This is a genomic window from Pseudomonas sp. PA-1-3F, assembly GCF_021609665.1.
Lineage (GTDB): Bacteria > Pseudomonadota > Gammaproteobacteria > Pseudomonadales > Pseudomonadaceae > Aquipseudomonas > Aquipseudomonas paracarnis.
On sequence record NZ_WJZD01000011.1, the window covers coordinates 149748 to 168459 of the forward strand.

The window sequence follows — 18712 nt, forward strand, 5'->3', positions numbered from 1 at the left end:
TCCGGCACGATCTAGCAAGAAATGCCCTAGAGCCCGCGTAATTGCGGGCTTTTGGCTCTTTGGCGTTGGCAAATTCTGGCGTAGATATTAGAGAAACTGTGATCGAATCAAATCCGTATCGAACGGTGTTATCCCTTGATCAGGCGCAAACACCGTCTGTGCCAACTGCGATGAGGCTACGCCTTCTCCCCGCGCTCGAGCATGTAAGTCGAATAGCGTCTCCAAATCCGGCCTTGGTGTATGTATTAAAGCTCGCAGCATCAAGGACACCCCGCTGAGGTTGTTCTCGACGTTGTTCCACCTCGGAGATGATGTGAGCCCCAGATCGGCCCAAATTATGCGTCGCTCTTGCAAGTCCATTACGAATGGCAGGCAGATCCCTGTGTTGGATGCGATATCGATACGGTCGAACACGGAGCTTGGCTCGAATACTTCACCTGACGCCGTATCGACGCGAGCCATCCAGCCAGCGAAGCATTCTGGAAGGTCGCAGTAAGGCTGCTCGGTGTATGAGTTGATAGAGGTAACAACGTAGCGAATACCCTTCTCTACGAGAACATCAAGGTCGAGGTCGATGAACTCTGAAGCTCCATCGGGCGCGTCGACGATGTCGCCGCTGTGGTAGCCGCCGAAACTCTTCAGGTTGTAGTAAGCGACTGTTTCTATGAACACGAAGTTGGCGTCGAAAAATGCAGCGGACAAGTCGATATCTGTACGCCCATGGCCGTTCTTCCACCAGAGGAACAGGCGAATGAAGCGGGTGTCAGGTATAGGCAGCCGACTGCCCCGAACCAATGTGCGCAGGGCTTTCGATGAGGCACGCTGCGCCAGCGGTACCCTGTACTCGCGTAGTACTGGATCGATAAAGCAGCGACCTAGCGGCGGTAGTGACGCAAAACGCGTTACGAGAGCGTTCTCACAGATTGTGGCTGCACGAGCCAACACGTTGGGGGCTAGAGGTTCGCGTCGATCCTTGATTGCGTAGACTTTGGCGAGTGCGCCTTTGGGTGTGAATGCTCGCAGGGGGAGTGGGCGAGGAGCGCGTACCTGAGCCAGCAACTGCAGCAGAACAGGTGAGGACACTTGTGCCGCAACCGCCTCGAACGCGTCGAGGACCGATTCTGGTGCCGTTGCACGCCGAAGGGTCACGTCCAGCCGTCTTGCGAACTCGCCTGGGCGGTTTTGTAGTATGGGCGTAAGCGCGGCGATGTCACGCTGGGCAAGCAATGTTTCGACTCGTGATCCAAATGAGTTTGGCGTTTCGTTGCGACGTGCTGCCGTGATGGCGGCCAGCGCTCGTGGGTACTTATCGGCATAGTCGCCCGGATGCAGTACTTCAGCCAGGCGTTTCCATCGCTCTGCATGCCGCATCACGTCTTCTGCAACGTTGAGTGTTTTGTCGAGCAGGCGCAACAGCAGGCGACGCATTGAGCGCTTCATCGCTTTAAAACGTGTCGAAGCTGTCGTCAGTGACACGTCTCCTCCACTTAGCGCAACAGCGAGCCGTAGCACGTCTGTCGCCGTTTCGGCGTTTCGTTCCAGGAATGTATCTACCCGCGCATCGCCGGCTACGTGCAGGATAAGTGCACCGCCAACTAGTGCACGGATCTCCCGAAACGGCACGGACTCAGGCAGCAGTCGAAACACATCGCTTTGATACTTTCGAATAAACCAGATGACGTCGGCTGTTTCCTGTTCGGAGAGCGAGGTGCGTGATGAAATCAGCGGTTCGAGGAGTGACTCGAACTCGGAGACGCTTCCCGGTTCGATAACGCGGGATATGAAGTTGCCTTCAAGCATCGCAGGTCGAGCGTGTTCGGTGGGTGGTAAACGTAATAGCGTTAAGCAGTGAATGACGGCATTAAGGTACAACTCCGCCTCTGAGGCCGTCAGGACCTGCTCTGGAAAGTCTGGGTAGAAGGGTTTGTAATGTACATGAGCGCCAGTTTCCCGCCGAAGAACGCCGATAATTTCGCGCAGCCAATACTTGAGTTCTGTTGCTGACAACTTGGCAATTTGCTCAATCAGGGATTCTGACAGTACACATCGGAACGCCGCGACTTCCCGGACCGCCGATGCGACCTGCGCACGCGTGGCACCGCCAGTGCCGATGGGGACGTGAACTTTGCTACGGCGACGCAGGAACAACCCCTGATTCATACTAGATTTTCTCCCTTGGCCACCGTCGTGCTCGCGTTGCAGTTGAAGTAAAAACGCCTGCTAGAAGCAGGCGCAGTGTGGAGAGCGAAACCCCTAGGTCATAGGAGGTTAGAAGGAAGGTGTTCCATAGCCACGGCGGCATTCTACGAAAGGTTGAATCTGTTTGTCAGGTCGCTGCGTAATTCAACGGTAACAAGCTGCTTCGCCAGCAGAAGAGGGGCCGCTTTGCGCCCCAGCGGGAGCAAGCTCCCTCGCCACAGGGTTACATTGTGTCCTTAGGTGGTGGCATTACAGGCTTGAACAGGGGGGACGGCGGTACGCTCAGCGTCAGAAAAACTCATCCAGCAGACAATAGAACTTCATACGCTGCTCATCGGGCTCAACGCCATAAGCCTCAAAAAATGGCCTCACCCATGCCAGCCCCAGATTGCTTTCAATACTTCGTGCTGCCAAGGCAAGGTCTTGGAACCGATCGCTGACCCCCAGCCGTCCACAGTCGATGAAGCCGCTGAAACAACCCTCAGCCGCCATGAAATTCGGCAGGCAAGCGTCGCCATGGGTCACTACCAGATCATGAGTCTTTGGCTGAGTTGCCACCAGTTCAGCAAACACATCCTCAGCGCTTTGCCCCAGTCGCTCGTCGTCGAAGTCTGTCTCGTCCACGAGGCCGGCACTGACGTGCTGCTGTGCGCGTGCGATGCGCAGCTGGAGGGAGTGATCGAAGGGGCACAGTGCCACGGGTAACTGGTGCAAAGTACGCAGCGCGGTCGCCAGGATGTTGATAATTTGCTCGGCTGAAAGCTCGCTGGCGCTGGCCAGGTCCTGTCCCGGTACGGTGGTCATCAGCAACCAATGGCGATGGGCCGCTGTAACTTCATCCAGGACCACAGGCGCAGGCAGACCCATTTGCTGCAGCCATCTGAGTCGATCAATTTCGTCTGCCAACTCACTGTGTTCCTCCAGGAGCTCTGATTTCAGGAACAGATTCGTGCCGCCGTCATGGCGCAGGCGAAAGACGTCAGCGCGCGATTCACCAATGGCCTGTTGTTCAATCAGTGCATGGGGAAATTGTTCCCGCCATTTGTGGGGAATATTCATCGTTGTCTCCGGCGTCAGCGCCGCGCCACATCAGAAAAATAAAACTTATCCAACGTATGCCGCGACTCGGTGTACTCGAACTGCCTTCCATCCTGCAAAAACGTCTGGTTACTCACCACAATCACATGGCTTTGCCCCTCCAGATCCAGATGCGCCTGGTCGTCCTTGCTGCGTGGCAGGGCTTCGATGGTGCGTTGCGCGTAGCTGATCTGCAGCTGCAGCGTTTGCTCGATAAACGCGTAGATCGACTGCTCGGCGATGTCGCGGTCCAGGCCGGGAATCAGGTCGCTGATGAAGTGGTTGATGTCCAGAATCACGCGTTTGCCGCCGATGCGGCGCACCCGTTTGATGCGCGTGATCAATGTGCCGGGTTCGGCCTCGATGTGCTGCAGCAGTGAGCCGTCCAACGGAATCTGGGTGAACTCGACCACGTCGGTACGTACATCATCGCCCAGGTCGGCGTGGGTCTCGTGGAAGCTGACGATGCCGCCCAGTTGGAACTCGATCGGGTTGGGCGACAACACAAAGGTGCCCTTGCCGTGGATCTTTTGCGCAAAGCCACGTTCCTGCAACTGCTCGATGGCGCGCCGTACGGTGCCACGGCTGGCCTGGTAGGCGTCCATCAGTTCGGTTTCGGAGGGAAGGCGCGTACCGCGTTGCAGGCGCTCGGTGGTGATGCTGGCAAGCAGATCCGTATAGATCTGGTTGTATTTGCTCATGGGATGGCTCTTGCCCGGCGTTATGAAGGTGGACTGCGCGTTCAAGGCAGGAACCTTAGTGGCAGAGGTTGGGTTTGTCCATTGGACACCCGTGCCCGTAGGTGAAAAACCTGACGGAAAGATCGTATGAATAAACAAAAGTGTAACTCGTACAGACGAGTTGTTGATTTAACTCGTACAGACGAGTACTTTTCCCTCCTCGGCGTGCTGCCAACGACTGCCACCCATAAAAACAATCACAGTGGAAAACGAGCATGAGCCACGACTATTCAACGATTGCCCGCGAGATCCTCGACAACCTCGGAGGCCGCGAAAACCTCGAGCAGGCTGCCCATTGCGTGACCCGCCTGCGTCTGGCGCTCAAGGACCCCAGCCTGGTCAACAGCAGTGCCCTGAACCAGGTTGACCTGGTCAAGGGTTCGTTCTTTACCGGCGGCCTGTTCCAGGTGGTGATCGGCCCCGGCGAAGTGGAGAAGGTCTACGCCGCCCTGCGCGAACTGACCGGCCTTGCCGCTTCGACCATTGCCGACGTCAAGAAAGCCGGCGGCGACAAGGCCAACCCCATGCAGCGCCTGGTGCGGGTGTTCTCCGATGTGTTCATGCCGATCCTGCCCGCGCTGATCATTGCCGGCCTGTTGATGGGCGTGAACAACCTGATGGGCGCCAAGGGCATGTTCATCGAAGGCAAGACGCTGCTGGAGGCCTACCCGAACCTGGATGGCCTGTGGAGCCTGATCAACCTGATGGCCAACACCTCCTTCGTGTTCCTGCCGGCACTGGTGGGCTGGTCGGCGGCCAAGCGGTTCGGCGGCAGTGAAATCCTCGGCATCGTGCTGGGCCTGATGCTGGTGCACCCGGACCTGCTCAACGCCTGGAACTACGGCAAGGCGGTCGCCGGCCTCGACGGCCAGAGCCTTCCGTACTTCGATATCTTCGGCTGGTTCCAGATCGAGAAGGTGGGTTACCAGGGGCAGATCCTGCCGATCCTGATGGCGGCCTTTGTCATGAGCGTGATCGAGAAGTGGCTGAGGGCGCGGGTGCCGAATGCCATTCAACTGCTGGTGGTGCCGATCACCACCATCGTGGTCACTGGTGTGCTGGCCTTGGCAATCATCGGCCCGGTGACGCGTCACCTCGGCATCCTGATTACCGAAGGCCTGGTCACGCTGTTTGAAATCGCACCTATGATCGGCGGCGCGATTTTCGGCCTGCTCTATGCGCCGCTGGTGATCACCGGCATGCACCACATGTTCCTGGCCGTCGACCTGCAGCTTATTTCCACCCAGGGCGGCACCTTTATCTGGCCGATGATCGTCATGTCCAACCTGGCTCAGGGCAGCGCCGCGCTCGGGGTTTTCTACATGACCCGCAATGCGCGGGACAAAAGCATGGCCTCGACCTCGGCCATTTCCGCTTACTTCGGCATCACCGAGCCGGCGATGTTCGGGGTGAACCTGCGTTTCAAATTCCCGTTCTATGCCGCTCTGCTGGGCTCGGCGCTGGGCAGCATTTTCCTGTCGTTGAACAAGGTGCAGGCCTCGGCCATCGGCGTCGGTGGGCTACCCGGGTTTATCTCGATCGTACCGAGCGCCATTCCGATGTTCGTGATTGGCATGGTCGTGGCGATGGTCGTGTCGTTTGCGCTGACGTGCATGTTGAGCATGAAGATCGTTCGGCCTGGTTACCGGGTCGCCTGAAGATCGCTATCGCAGGCAAGTCAGCTCCCACAGTTATGTGTGAACACATTCAAATGTGGGAGCTGGCTTGCCTGCGATGAGGCCGGAAGGGCCAACACCCAACTCTACTGAAGGAACCCACCATGCAAACCTGGCAACACTCGGTGATCTACCAGATCTACCCCAAAAGCTTCCACAGCCACGCGGGTAACGCCACCGGTGACCTGCTGGGCATCGTGGACAAACTCGATTACCTCAAGTGGCTGGGCGTGGATTGCCTGTGGGTTACTCCGTTCCTGCGCTCGCCCCAGCGCGACAACGGCTACGACATCAGCGACTACTACGCCATCGACCCCAGCTACGGCACCATGGCCGACTGCGACCTGCTGATCAGCGAAGCCGCCAAGCGTGGTATCAAGCTGATGCTCGACATCGTGGTCAACCACACCTCCATCGAACACGAATGGTTCCAGCAGGCGCGCAGCAGCCTCGACAATCCCTATCGTGACTTCTACATCTGGCGTGACCAGCCGAACAACTGGGAATCCAAGTTCGGCGGCTCGGCCTGGGAATACGAAGCGCAGACTGGTCAGTACTACCTGCATCTGTTCGACCATACCCAGGCCGACCTCAATTGGGACAACCCCAAGGTGCGCGCCGAAGTCTTCAAGATGATGCGCTTCTGGCGCGACAAAGGCGTGGGCGGCTTCCGCCTGGATGTGATCAACCTGATCTCCAAGCCCGCCGATTTCCCCGAAGACAACAGCGACGGTCGCCGTTTCTACACCGACGGCCCGAACGTGCACCAATACCTGCAGCAAATGCACCGCGAGGTCTTTGAAGGCCATGACCTGATCAACGTGGGCGAGATGTCATCCACCCGCCTGGAACACTGCATTCGCTACTCGAATCCAGCGTCGAAAGAGCTGTCGATGACCTTCAATTTCCATCACCTGAAAGTCGATTATCCGAACCTGCAGAAGTGGGTGAAGGCCGATTTCGATTTCCTGCAACTCAAGCAGATTTTCTCCGACTGGCAGGTGGGCATGCAGGCCGGTGGCGGCTGGAACGCGTTGTTCTGGTGTAACCACGACCAGCCACGGGTGGTCTCGCGCTTTGGTGACGACGGCGAATACCGCGTGGTCTCGGCCAAGATGCTCGCCACGGCGCTGCACTTTCTGCAGGGCACGCCATATGTGTATCAGGGCGAAGAGCTGGGCATGACCAACCCCGGCTTCGACAGCATTTCGCAATACCGCGATGTGGAAACCCTGAACATCTTCCGCCTCAAGCGCGACGCGGGAGAGTCCGAAGCTTCGAGCATGGCGGCGATCATGCAGAAGTCCCGCGATAACGGGCGTACGCCCATGCAGTGGAGCACCGAAGCGAACGCCGGGTTCAGCCGCGGTGAACCCTGGATCGGCATTCCCGCGAATGCTGCGCAGATCAACGTCGCAAGCCAGATGAATGACCCCGATTCAGTGCTGCATCACTACCGCAGGCTGATCGACTTGCGCCGTCGCGAACCGCTGATACAGCAAGGCGTTTACCGCCCGATGCTGCAAGACCATCGCCAGGTCTGGGCGTACCTGCGTGAAGGCCACGGCGAGCGCCTGTTGGTACTCAACAACTTCTATGGATCGTCGTGCGAGATCCAACTGCCCGAAGGCGTGATCAAGGCCGCAAACGAGCAACGCCTTCTGATCAGCAACTACCCCGATTGCCCGCTGCGCACGAGCACGATGGTGCTACGCCCTTATGAATCCTTCGTGCTGCACCTGACTGGTTGAAATGCCCCCTGTAGGAGCGAGCTTGCTCGCGAAGATCGCCAACGCTAACGCGCCCCTCCAGGTGTTGCGTGGAGGTTGCAAATTCTTCGCGAGCAAGCTCGCTCCTACAGGTGATCGCGTCACGCAAGACAGCAAGAAAAAACAATAAAAATAAAAGGAGCACTTCATGAAAACAACAATAAAACTGGGCCTTATTGCTTCCTGCCTCACGGTGCCTTTCGGCGCCCAAGCCCTGGAATTTGCCGGGTATTTGCGCAGCGGCGCGGGCACGTCAACGGGCAGCGGCAAGCAGCAATGTTTCCAACTGCCGGGTGCGCAAACCAAGTACCGCTTGGGCAACGAATGCGAGCAGTACGCCGAGCTGGAACTGCGTCAGGATTTGCTGACCCTCGATGACGGTTCGGTGTTCAGCGTCGATGCCATGGCTTCCCTCTATAACAAGTACGACCGTGCCCTGAAGTTCCAGGGTGAAAACAATGGCTCGGCGCGCATGCCGCAGATGTATGCGCAATGGTCCAACCTGCCCAGTCTCAATGGCGGTTCGCTGTGGGCCGGGCGGCGTTACTACAAACGTAACGACATCCATATTTCCGACTTCTACTACTGGAACCAGAGCGCCACCGGTGGAGGGATCGAGGACGTGTTGATCGGCGGCTTGAAATACAGCTACGCCCTGTCGCGCAAGGACAACCTGTACCAGAAGGAGTACGCCACCCGTCACGACTTCAACGTCGCAGGTTTCAAGACCAACGCCGGTGGCGAACTGGAACTTGGCTTGAGCTACATCGCCAAGGCCGGTGGGCGTGACACCAACAGTGGCTGGGCGCTGACGGCGCAGCATGTACAAGCGGCCTTCCTGGGTGGCAAGAACAAGTTTGCCCTGCAGTACGGCGAAGGCCCCGGCACCGGTCTGGGTTACACCGGCAATACCACGTTGGACAAAAGCAGCAAAAGTTACCGCGCCGTGGAGTTCTTTGATTGGCAAGTGACCCCGCGTTTCGGCGGGCAAGTCGAGGCGGTGTACCAGAAAGATGTGCGCCCAGGGCGTCAGGACCAGAACTGGATGTCGCTCGGTGTGCGTCCTGCGTATGCGCTCAGCGAGCAATTCAAACTGGTCACTGAGCTGGGGCACGATCAGGTCGAGGCCGCCGGCGGTACGCGCAAATTGAGCAAATTTACCTTCGCCCCGACCTGGTCGCCCAAAGGCCCTGAGTTCTGGGCGCGGCCGGAAGTACGGTTGTATTACACCTATGCGTCCTGGAACAAAGCGGCCAAGCGTGCGGCCAATGAGCTGGCGGCGGGCTCGGCGTTGTCCGACACCGGCGCCTATGGCACGGCGCGGCATGGGTCAAACGTCGGTGTGCAGGTCGAATATTGGTGGAAGTAAGCCGGGCTCGTGTGCGAGCGGGCTTGCTGTGGCGAGGGAGCTTGCTCCCGCTCGACTGCGCAGCAGTCGCAGGCTTTTGGGGGCGCTTCGCACCCCAGCGCAAGCAAGCTTGCTCGCCACAGCAAGCCCGCTCCCACCTTTGATCTTCGTCATCCTCAACCTTGCATCGGCTCAATGATTTTTAAAGAACAACACAAACAGGTGAAGTCATGACCACATCTCAACCCCTGGAACTGCTGGCACCCTTGTCCGGGGTTTTGCTGGCGCTGGATCAGGTCCCCGACCCGGTATTTTCCGGCCGCGTGATTGGCGATGGCCTGTGCATCGACCCTACCTCGCACACCCTCTGCGCGCCGTTGGCCGGGGTGATCAGCAATATTCAGGACAGCGGACACGCCGTCAGTGTCACCGCCGATAACGGAGTGCAGGTGCTGCTGCATATTGGCCTGGACACCGTGAACCTGGCGGGCCAGGGCTTCACCCGGCTGGTCGAGGAGAGCCAGCGGGTGGAGGCCGGGCAGCCGCTGATCGAGTTCGATGCCGATTACGTGGCGCTCAATGCACGCAGCCTGCTGACCTTGATGCTCATTGTGAGCGGCGAGCCGTTTGTGCCATTGGTGGCCGGTCAGGCGCTGGTGGAGTCCGGCCAGCCTCTGGTGCAGGTCTCACCGGGGCCGATGCCCGCTGAGGTGGACGAGGAAGAGGGCAATGCGCTGTTTTCCAAGCCAGTGACATTGCCCAATGCCAGCGGCCTGCACGCCCGCCCTGCGGCGGTGTTTGCCCAGGCGGCGAAGGGGTTCAGTTCCAGCATTTTCCTGCACAAGCAAACCCTGAGCGCCAATGCCAAGTCGCTTGTGGCGATCATGGCGCTGCAGACCTCCCAGGGCGACAGCGTGCAAGTGAGCGCGGCGGGGGAAGATGCCGAGGCGGCAATCCAGGCGCTGGTGGCGTTGCTGCTCGACGGCTGTGGCGAGACGCTGCCGGTAGCGGTCGAGGCGATCAACGAGCCCGCCACGCCTGCGTCTTCTGCGTCCGTGTTGCGAGGCGTCTGCGCGTCGCCGGGCTCGGCGTTCGGCCAGGTTGTCCAAGTGGCTGAACCGGCGCTTGAGATTCCCGAAGCCGGTGCCGGAGAAACCTTCGAACGTACCGCATTGGCCCGTGGCCTGCGGGCGGCAAACGAGGCGCTGCAAGCGTTGCAGGCCAAGGCGGCCGGCAGTGCCCAGGCCGAGATCTTCCGCGCCCACCAGGAACTGCTCGAAGACCCGACCCTGCTTGAACAAGCCCATAGCCTGCTGGCCGAAGGCAAGAGCGCGGCCTTTGCCTGGAATACGGCCACGGTGGCGACCGCCAGGCTCTTCGAAGGCTTGGGTAAAACGCTGCTGGCTGAGCGTGCGGCGGATTTGGCCGACGTCGGCCAGCGCGTGCTCAAGTTGATCCTGGGGGTGCCGGAGCGGTCCATGGAGCTGCCGGAGTGCGCCATTCTGGTCGCCGAACAATTGACCCCCTCACAAACCGCCGGCCTGGATACCAGCAAAGTGCTGGGCTTCGTCACGGTCGCCGGTGGAGCTACCAGCCACGTGGCCATCCTCGCCCGGGCCCTCGGCCTGCCATCCCTTTGCGGTGTACCCAGTCAAGTATTGGCCTTGGCCAACGGCAAGCGGGTACTGCTCAACGCCGACAAAGGCGAGCTGCAGCTGGAGCCGAACCTGGCTGAAATCGAGCAACTGCAGGCGGTTCGTCAACAGCAAAAGCTACGGCTGCAGCGTGAAGTGGCACAGGCCTCACAGGCGGCGGTCACCCGCGACGGTCACCACGTCGAGGTCACAGCCAACGTCGCCTCATTGCAGGAAGTGGAACAGTCACTGACCCTGGGCGCTGAAGGCGTGGGTCTGCTGCGTTCGGAGTTCCTCTACCTGGAACGCAACCGTGCCCCGAGCGCAGAGGAGCAGGCCGACACCTACAGCGCCATCGCCCGAGCCCTCGGCCCCGAGCGTAATCTGGTGGTACGTACCCTGGATGTGGGCGGCGATAAACCCTTGGCCTATGTGCCGATGGAAAGCGAGACCAACCCATTCCTTGGCCTGCGCGGTATCCGCCTGTGCCTGGAACGCCCCGAACTGCTGCGTGAACAGTTGCGTGCGATTCTTGCCAGTGCAGGCTTGGCGCGGCTGCATATCATGTTGCCGATGGTCAGCCTGCTGTCGGAGCTGCATCTGGCGCGCAAGATGCTCGAAGAGGAAGCGCAGGCGCTTGGCCTGAGTGAACTCCCCAAGCTGGGCATCATGATCGAAGTGCCGAGCGCAGCGCTGATGGCGGATGTATTCGCGCCCCATGTGGATTTCTTCTCCATCGGCACCAACGACCTGACCCAGTACACCCTTGCCATGGACCGCGACCACCCGCGCCTGGCCAGCCAGGCCGACAGTTTTCACCCGGCCGTCCTGCGTCTGATCGACATCACCGTCAAGGCGGCCCATGCCCACGGCAAGTGGGTGGGCGTATGTGGTGCGCTGGCGTCCGAAACCGTGGCGGTCCCGGTGTTGATCGGCCTGGGCGTGGATGAGCTGTCGGTCAGCGTGCCGCTGATCCCCACCATCAAGGCCACCGTGCGCGAGTTGGACCTGCACGACTGCCAGATCATTGCCCGCCAAGTGCTGGGCCTGGAAGAAGCCGACCAAGTGCGCGAGGCCCTGCGCCTTTACCACGCGGCCACCGTTGAAACCTCACCTGTCATGGAGCACTAAGCATGTTCGAGAAATTGCAGCGGGCGTTCTGGAAAGCCCTGACGCCTGATTTGGTGGCCGAGACGGTCGCACCGACGACGCCGAGCCTGTTGTCGGCCGATGTGGTGAGTGCATTGGGCGGGGAGGGGAACGTCACGTCACAGCAGCGCGTGGCACTCACGCGGGTGCGGGTGCAGTTGCGGGAGGCGGGGCGTTTGGATGAGTCGGCGTTAAAGGCAGCGGGTATACCGGCAGTGATGGTGTTGACGGGTGGGGTAGTCCATCTGCTCACCGGCCTATAAGGCGACGATGATCACATGTGGGAGCCGGGCTTGCCCGCGATAGCGGTGTGTCAGGCGCCGACTACCTTGACTGTCAGGCCGCTATCGCGGGCAAGCCCGGCTCCCACAGGGATTTGCAGTGTGCGGGCTGCCGTGATCAGAGTTGTGGGGTGTCTTGTGGCGGCTTGGTCTTGTCCACGCCCGGCACATGCAGGTTGCCTTCCACCACCTGGTTGCCCTCCAGCTGCGGCTGGGTCACCCAGGTAAGAATGTCGTAGTAACGTCGAATGTTCGCCACAAAATGCACCGGCTCGCCGCCGCGGGCGTAGCCGTAGCGGGTCTTGCTGTACCACTGCTTCTGCGACAGGCGTGGCAGCATCTTCTTCACGTCCAGCCACTTGTTCGGGTTCAGGCCTTCTTTCTTCGCCAGGAGGCGCGCGTCGTCCAGGTGGCCGGTGCCTACGTTGTAGGCGGCGAGGGCGAACCAGGTGCGGTCGGGTTCGGCGATCTTGTCGTCCAGCTCATCCTTGATCCGGGCCAGGTACTTGGCGCCGCCCATGATGCTCTGCTTGGGGTCAAGGCGGTTGGACACGCCCATGGCTTGCGCGGTGTTCTGGGTCAGCATCATCAGGCCGCGCACGCCGGTCTTGGACGTGACCGTGGGTTGCCACAGCGATTCCTGATAACCAATGGCTGCCAGTAAACGCCAATCGACTTTCTCGGCCTTGGCATAGGCGCGAAAGTGTTTCTCGTACTTGGGCAGGCGTTGTTGCAAGTGCTGGGCAAAGGTGTAGGCGCCGACATAGCCGAGGACATCGACGTGCCCGTAGTAGCGGTCCTTCAGGCGTTGCAGGGTGCCATTCTTCTCGACCTTGTCCAGGTAACTGTTGATCTCGTTTAGCAGGCTGTTGTCGTCGCCTGCTGCCACGGCCCAGCTTTGATTGCTGGCATTGCCGAGGTCGAAGGCCACGCGCACGTTGGGGAAGTACACCTGGTTCATGGCCACTTCGTTGGAGTCCACCAGGGTCAGGTCGATTTGCCCTTCGTCGACCATGCGCAGCAAATCCACCACTTCAACGGCGTCGGATTCTTCGTACTCGATGGCCGGGTTCTGTTTTTTCAGCGCCGCCAGTTGCTCGGCGTGGGTGCTGCCCTTGAGCACCATGATCTTCTTGCCCACCAGGTCGGCGGCGTTGGTGGGGCGCGATTGGCCGTTGCGGTAGATAATCTGTGGGGTGACTTCAAGGTACGGGTGAGAGAAGCGCACCTGCTGCTGGCGCTGGTCGCTGCTCACCAGGCCGGCGGCGGCGAGTACCGGGCCGTTGGGTTTGCCCAGCCGGCTGAACAGGTCGTCGAGGTTGTCGGCCGTCTCGATTTCCAGCTTCACCCCCAGGTCGTCGGCAAAGCGCTTGACCAGTTCGTATTCGAAGCCGGTTTCACCGTTGCGATCCTGGAAATACGTAGCGGGACTGTTGCGAGTGACCACCCGCAATACGCCATCCTCCTTGATTCGCTCCAGTGTGCTGGGTTTATCAACACAGGCACTGAGCATCAGGAAGAGCAAGGTGGCGATGAGCCATTTGGCGCATCGCAGGCGCGAAACAGTTGGGAAGAACATCTGCGCAGTATACGCAAACGGCTCACGGCGCCATATCTCGACAGCGGCGCACTTGTCTGCTAGCCAGCGTAAAACTGTGCTGCAGCCCGCAGAAACGGGGCTTGGCGAGCGATTGTGACGGTTAAAATAACTGCGCCCAATACCCTGGATAACGCCGTGATCGCAGGCAAAGCGTGCCAACTGACGTTCGGCGGCGGCCACCGGTAGCGTTTCGGGTGCCGTTGGCGAAGGTTTACGCTAGAATGCACGGCCTCAAAGCACACCCCTTCCCGAGGCTGTCCCGAAGATGTTGATCCTGCGCGGCGCTCCTGCCCTTTCTGCCTTTCGCCACAGCAAACTCCTTGAGCAACTGAGCCAGAAGGTTCCAGCTGTTACAGGCCTGTACGCTGAATTTGCTCACTTCGCCGACGTAACCGGCGTCTTGACCGCCGACGAACAGCAAGTGCTGGCACGCCTTCTGAAGTACGGCCCAAGCGTTCCCGTTCAAGAGCCGACTGGCCGCTTGTTCCTGGTTCTGCCACGGTTCGGCACCATCTCGCCCTGGTCGAGCAAGGCCAGCGACATCGCCCGCAACTGCGGCCTGGATAAAATCCAGCGCCTGGAGCGTGGGATCGCCTTCTACGTCGCCGGCCAGTTCAGCGACGCCGAGGCCGAGCTGATCGCCAGCAGCCTGCACGACCGCATGACCCAGATCATCGTCAGCCAGCTGGAACAGGCTGCCGGCCTGTTCAGCCATGCCGAACCCAAGCCGCTCACCGCGATTGACGTGCTGGGCGGTGGCCGCGCCGCCCTCGAGAAGGCTAACACCGAGCTGGGCCTGGCCCTGGCCGAAGACGAGATCGACTATCTGGTCAACGCCTTCACCGGCTTGAAGCGCAACCCCCACGACATCGAACTGATGATGTTCGCCCAGGCCAACTCCGAGCACTGCCGTCACAAGATTTTCAACGCCAGTTGGGACATCGACGGCCAAAGCCAGGAAAAAAGCCTGTTCGGCATGATCAAGAACACCTACGTGATGCACAGCGAAGGCGTTTTGTCGGCTTATAAGGACAACGCCTCGGTGATCGTCGGCTCCGTCGCCGGTCGCTTCTTCCCGGACCCGGAAACCCGCCAGTACGGCGCGGTGCAGGAGCCGGTGCACATCCTGATGAAGGTTGAAACCCACAACCACCCGACCGCGATTGCCCCGTTCCCGGGCGCAGCCACCGGTTCGGGCGGCGAAATCCGTGACGAAGGCGCCACCGGCCGTGGTGCCAAGCCCAAGGCGGGCCTCACCGGTTTCACCGTGTCCAACCTGCAGATCCCGGGCTTCGAACAGCCGTGGGAAGTGCCGTACGGCAAGCCTGAGCGCATCGTCACCGCGTTGGACATCATGATCGAAGGCCCGCTGGGCGGCGCCGCGTTCAACAACGAATTCGGGCGCCCGGCGCTCACCGGTTACTTCCGGACCTTCGAGCAGTCCATCACCACCCCGCGTGGCGATGAAGTGCGCGGCTACCACAAGCCGATCATGTTGGCTGGCGGTATGGGCAACATCCGTGAAGAACACGTCAAGAAAGGCGAGATTCTGGTCGGCTCCAAGCTGATCGTGCTCGGCGGCCCGGCGATGCTGATCGGCCTGGGCGGCGGTGCGGCCTCTTCCATGGCCACCGGCACCAGCTCGGCCGACCTGGACTTCGCTTCCGTACAGCGCGAAAACCCTGAGATGGAGCGCCGCTGCCAGGAAGTCATCGACCGTTGCTGGCAGTTGGGTGACAAGAACCCGATCAGCTTCATCCACGACGTCGGCGCCGGTGGTTTGTCCAACGCCTTCCCGGAACTGGTCAACGATGGCGACCGTGGTGGCCGTTTCGAACTGCGCAACATTCCAAACGACGAGCCGGGCATGGCCCCGCACGAAATCTGGAGCAACGAATCCCAGGAACGCTACGTACTGGCCGTTGGCCCTGAAGACTTCGCACGCTTCCAGGCCATCTGCGAACGCGAGCGTTGCCCGTTTGCCGTGGTCGGCGAAGCCACTGCCGAGCCGCAGCTGACGGTTACAGATAGCCACTTCGGTAACAGCCCGGTGGACATGCCGTTGGAAGTGCTGCTGGGCAAAGCCCCGCGTATGCACCGTTCGGCCAACCGTGAAGCTGAACTGGGCGATGATTTCGACCCAAGCACGCTGGACCTGGCCAACAGCATCGAACGCGTGCTGCACCATCCGGCCGTGGCGAGCAAGAGCTTTTTGATCACCATCGGCGACCGCACCATCACCGGCCTGGTTGCCCGTGACCAAATGGTCGGTCCATGGCAGGTGCCGGTGGCCGACGTTGCCGTCACCGCCACCAGCTTCGACGTGTACACCGGTGAAGCCATGGCCATGGGCGAGCGCACACCGCTGGCCCTGCTGGACGCTCCGGCGTCGGGCCGCATGGCCATTGGTGAAACCCTCACCAACATCGCGGCCTCGCGTATCGGCAAGCTGTCCGACATCAAACTGTCGGCCAACTGGATGTCCGCTGCCGGCCACCCGGGTGAAGATGCGCGCCTGTACGACACGGTCAAAGCCGTCGGCATGGAGCTGTGCCCGGAACTGGGTATCACCATTCCGGTGGGCAAGGACTCCATGTCCATGGCCACCCGCTGGAACGAAGACGGCACCGACAAGAGCGTGACTTCGCCGCTGTCGCTGATCGTTACCGGTTTCGCGCCGGTCACTGACATCCGCCAGACCCTGACCCCGCAACTGCGCATGGACAAGGGCACCACCGACCTGATCCTGATCGACCTGGGCCGTGGCCAGAACCGCATGGGCGCTTCGATCCTGGCGCAAACCCACGGCAAGCTGGGCAAGCAGGCCCCGGACGTCGATGACGCCGAAGACCTCAAAGCCTTCTTCGCCGTGATCCAGGGCCTGAACGCCGACGGCCACCTGTTGGCTTACCACGACCGTTCCGACGGTGGTTTGCTGACCAGCGTTGTCGAAATGGCCTTCGCCGGTCACTGCGGCCTGAACATCGTGCTCGACAGCGTTGCCGAGGATGCTGCCGAAATCAACGGCATCCTGTTCAACGAAGAGTTGGGCGCGGTGATCCAGGTGCGCCAGGACGCTACCCCGGATGTGCTCGCGCAGTTCAGCGCCGCTGGCCTGGCCGAGTGCGTGGCGGTGATTGGCCAGCCGATCAACAACGGCGAAGTCAATATCTCCTTCAACGGCGACACGGTCTTTACCGGTCAGCGCCGTTTGCTGCAACGCCAGTGGGCCGAGACCAGCTACCAGATCCAGCGTCTGCGCGACAACGCCGACTGCGCCGAGCAGGAGTTCGACGTGATCCTGGAAGAAGACAACCCGGGCCTGAGCACCATGCTCAGCTTCGACGTCAACCAGGACATCGCCGCGCCTTACATCAAGAAGGGCATTCGCCCACAGGTTGCCGTACTGCGTGAGCAGGGCGTCAACGGCCAGGTGGAAATGGCAGCAGCGTTCGACCGCGCCGGCTTCAATGCGATCGACGTGCACATGAGCGACATCCTCGCCGGTCGCGTTGACCTCAACGAGTTCAAAGGCCTGGTGGCCTGCGGTGGTTTCTCCTACGGCGACGTACTGGGTGCCGGTGAAGGCTGGGCCAAGTCGGCCTTGTTCAACAGCCGTGCCCGCGATGCGTTCCAGGGCTTCTTCGAACGCAACGACAGCTTCACCCTGGGTGTGTGCAACGGTTGCCAGATGATGTCCAACCTCAGCGAACTGATCCCGGGCAGCGAGTTCTGGCCGCACTTTGTGCGCAACCGTTCCGAGCAGTTCGAAGCCCGCGTCGCCATGGTGCAGGTGCAGGAGTCCAACTCGATCTTCCTGCAGGGCATGGCCGGTTCGCGTATGCCGATCGCCATCGCACACGGCGAAGGCCATGCCGAATTCGCCAGCGAAGAAGCGCTGCTCGAAGCCGACCTGTCCGGCACCGTAGCCCTGCGTTTCGTCGACAACCACGGCAAGGTCACCGAAAGCTACCCGGCCAACCCGAACGGCTCGCCGCGCGGGATCACCGGCCTCACCAGCCGCGACGGTCGCGTCACCATCATGATGCCGCACCCGGAGCGCGTATTCCGCGCCGTGCAAAACTCGTGGCGCCCGGAAGAGTGGAACGAAGACGGCGCCTGGATGCGCATGTTCCGCAACGCTCGCGTGTGGGTGAACTAAGGCCGTGTACAAGCTCGCCTTCTTCGTGCCCGACAGCCATGTGGAGACGGTAAAAACCGCCGTCTTCGCAGCCGGCGGCGGGCGCATCGGCGACTACGACAGCTGCGCCTGGCAAGTGCTGGGCCAGGGCCAATTCCGCGCGTTGGACGGTAGTCAGCCGTTTATCGGGCAGGTCGGCCAGGTTGAAGTGGTTGAAGAGTGGAAGGTTGAGTTGGTGGTGGCAGATGAATTGATCGTGGCCGCTGTGGCTGCTTTGAAACTCAGTCACCCGTATGAGACTCCGGCGTATGAGGTGTGGCAGTTGGCGGATTTTTGATTCGTTGATTGTGTAAACAAGAAACCCGCTGGGCCAGTTTGGTCAGCGGGTTTTTTGTTGGTTTTAAGTGCCAATCGCAGGCAAGCCAGCTCCCACATTTGACCCCGTTGTCAGACCGTACATCAGTCCCATGTGGGAGCTGGCTTGCCTGCGATGGCGTCGGCGCAAGCGCCTCAGAACTTTCCGACAAGCCTTTCAGGTTGTCCGTCGGAACTCGCACAACTAACCTTCTCGAGTCGCTGCCAATTCAGTGACCGGGACTGCAAGCCTGAAAAGTCACTAGGAGCCTATTCCATATGGAGTTTAATGATGATCAGCGACAACTTGCTAACTGGTTCAATCTCATCTCAAGCCGAGTCCCGCCAAGCTGGTGATTCACCGTCCGACCAGATCTTCACCGTACTACCCAGTCTGAACACCGAAACCCTGCTCGCCAATGCCTCCCAAGACCTGGCATCCGTACAGGCACTGGCGGGTAATCTGGCTTTTGAAATCGACGGCCCGCACCGTGATGCGGTGCTGGGGATTCATCGGATGGTAGAGGGTATTCAGTTGATGGTGGATCGAGTACTGGATCTACACGAAGTACCCACCAGTAACTGAATACACCACACTCTGTGGCGAGGGAGCTTGCTCCCGCTGGGGTGCGAAGCGCCCCTCAAAAATTTTGGGGGCCTGCGCAGGCCAGCCGGGGTGAGCCTCCCCCCCGCCGGGGGGACGCGGGGTGGGGTCCGCGGGGTCCCCACCTCCCCCACACCTCC

Annotated in this window: 12 protein-coding genes; 8 read left to right on the forward strand and 4 right to left on the reverse strand. The window is 60.5% G+C overall.

Translation table 11 applies throughout. The features are described from left to right. Nucleotides 1–87: 87 nt before the first annotated feature. The 3 genes from GIV26_RS10250 to treR form a co-directional block, all read right to left on the reverse strand. Nucleotides 88–2160: a TerD family protein gene (locus GIV26_RS10250; RefSeq protein ID WP_236280325.1), complete on the reverse strand. Its 2073-nt coding sequence runs from the start codon at nt 2158–2160 to the stop codon at nt 88–90. A gap of 327 nt (nt 2161–2487) precedes the next feature. Further along, entirely contained in the window at nt 2488–3258 is a 771-nt protein-coding gene (locus tag GIV26_RS10255) for an APH(3')-II family aminoglycoside O-phosphotransferase (protein WP_236280327.1), read from the reverse strand. Between the two features lie 14 nt (nt 3259–3272). Continuing rightward, nucleotides 3273–3977 carry a trehalose operon repressor gene (gene treR, locus GIV26_RS10260; RefSeq protein ID WP_236280337.1) on the reverse strand — a complete coding sequence of 235 codons (705 nt, stop codon included), beginning with the start codon at nt 3975–3977 and terminating at the stop codon, nt 3273–3275. A gap of 254 nt (nt 3978–4231) precedes the next feature. Between treR and treP the strand changes: the two genes are divergently transcribed. From treP to GIV26_RS10285, 5 genes are all read left to right on the forward strand, one after another. Beyond that, entirely contained in the window at nt 4232–5674 is a 1443-nt protein-coding gene (gene treP, locus GIV26_RS10265) for a PTS system trehalose-specific EIIBC component (RefSeq protein WP_236280346.1), read from the forward strand. Between the two features lie 122 nt (nt 5675–5796). Continuing rightward, complete coding sequence (treC, locus tag GIV26_RS10270; RefSeq protein WP_236280348.1) at nt 5797–7443, forward strand: alpha,alpha-phosphotrehalase; 1647 nt, start codon at nt 5797–5799, stop codon at nt 7441–7443. Nucleotides 7444–7609: 166 nt separating this feature from the next. Next, the gene (locus tag GIV26_RS10275; protein ID WP_060765151.1) at nt 7610–8830 is read left to right on the forward strand and encodes a maltoporin; all 1221 of its coding nucleotides are present in this window, start codon (nt 7610–7612) and stop codon (nt 8828–8830) included. A gap of 209 nt (nt 8831–9039) precedes the next feature. Then, complete coding sequence (ptsP, locus tag GIV26_RS10280) at nt 9040–11574, forward strand: phosphoenolpyruvate--protein phosphotransferase (RefSeq protein ID WP_236280351.1); 2535 nt, start codon at nt 9040–9042, stop codon at nt 11572–11574. A gap of 2 nt (nt 11575–11576) precedes the next feature. Further along, complete coding sequence (locus GIV26_RS10285) at nt 11577–11855, forward strand: PTS transporter subunit EIIB (protein WP_089042370.1); 279 nt, start codon at nt 11577–11579, stop codon at nt 11853–11855. 136 nt (nt 11856–11991) lie between these two features. Here the strand turns inward: GIV26_RS10285 and mltF are convergent, their stop codons facing one another. Next, entirely contained in the window at nt 11992–13452 is a 1461-nt protein-coding gene (gene mltF, locus GIV26_RS10290) for a membrane-bound lytic murein transglycosylase MltF (protein WP_054897797.1), read from the reverse strand. Between the two features lie 286 nt (nt 13453–13738). Between mltF and purL the strand changes: the two genes are divergently transcribed. From purL to GIV26_RS10305, 3 genes are all read left to right on the forward strand, one after another. Beyond that, nucleotides 13739–17635 carry a phosphoribosylformylglycinamidine synthase gene (purL, locus tag GIV26_RS10295; RefSeq protein ID WP_236280353.1) on the forward strand — a complete coding sequence of 1299 codons (3897 nt, stop codon included), beginning with the start codon at nt 13739–13741 and terminating at the stop codon, nt 17633–17635. A gap of 4 nt (nt 17636–17639) precedes the next feature. Continuing rightward, nucleotides 17640–17951, forward strand: coding sequence for a hypothetical protein (locus tag GIV26_RS10300; protein WP_054897795.1), 312 nt, complete (start codon nt 17640–17642; stop codon nt 17949–17951). 309 nt (nt 17952–18260) lie between these two features. After that, complete coding sequence (locus GIV26_RS10305; protein ID WP_229999976.1) at nt 18261–18554, forward strand: DUF6124 family protein; 294 nt, start codon at nt 18261–18263, stop codon at nt 18552–18554. The last annotated feature ends 158 nt before the right edge of the window (nt 18555–18712 follow it).

Excerpts from the sequence above, each read along its gene's own strand:
- treP (WP_236280346.1), top strand. The coding sequence starts at position 4,232 with ATGAGCCACGACTATTCAACGATTGCCCGCGAGATCCTCGACAACCTC.
- GIV26_RS10285 (WP_089042370.1), top strand. The coding sequence starts at position 11,577 with ATGTTCGAGAAATTGCAGCGGGCGTTCTGGAAAGCCCTGACGCCTGAT.
- GIV26_RS10275 (WP_060765151.1), top strand. The coding sequence starts at position 7,610 with ATGAAAACAACAATAAAACTGGGCCTTATTGCTTCCTGCCTCACGGTG.
- GIV26_RS10255 (WP_236280327.1), bottom strand. The coding sequence starts at position 3,258 with ATGAATATTCCCCACAAATGGCGGGAACAATTTCCCCATGCACTGATT.
- ptsP (WP_236280351.1), top strand. The coding sequence starts at position 9,040 with ATGACCACATCTCAACCCCTGGAACTGCTGGCACCCTTGTCCGGGGTT.
- treC (WP_236280348.1), top strand. The coding sequence starts at position 5,797 with ATGCAAACCTGGCAACACTCGGTGATCTACCAGATCTACCCCAAAAGC.
- GIV26_RS10305 (WP_229999976.1), top strand. The coding sequence starts at position 18,261 with ATGATCAGCGACAACTTGCTAACTGGTTCAATCTCATCTCAAGCCGAG.
- mltF (WP_054897797.1), bottom strand. The coding sequence starts at position 13,452 with ATGTTCTTCCCAACTGTTTCGCGCCTGCGATGCGCCAAATGGCTCATC.
- purL (WP_236280353.1), top strand. The coding sequence starts at position 13,739 with ATGTTGATCCTGCGCGGCGCTCCTGCCCTTTCTGCCTTTCGCCACAGC.
- GIV26_RS10250 (WP_236280325.1), bottom strand. The coding sequence starts at position 2,160 with ATGAATCAGGGGTTGTTCCTGCGTCGCCGTAGCAAAGTTCACGTCCCC.
- treR (WP_236280337.1), bottom strand. The coding sequence starts at position 3,977 with ATGAGCAAATACAACCAGATCTATACGGATCTGCTTGCCAGCATCACC.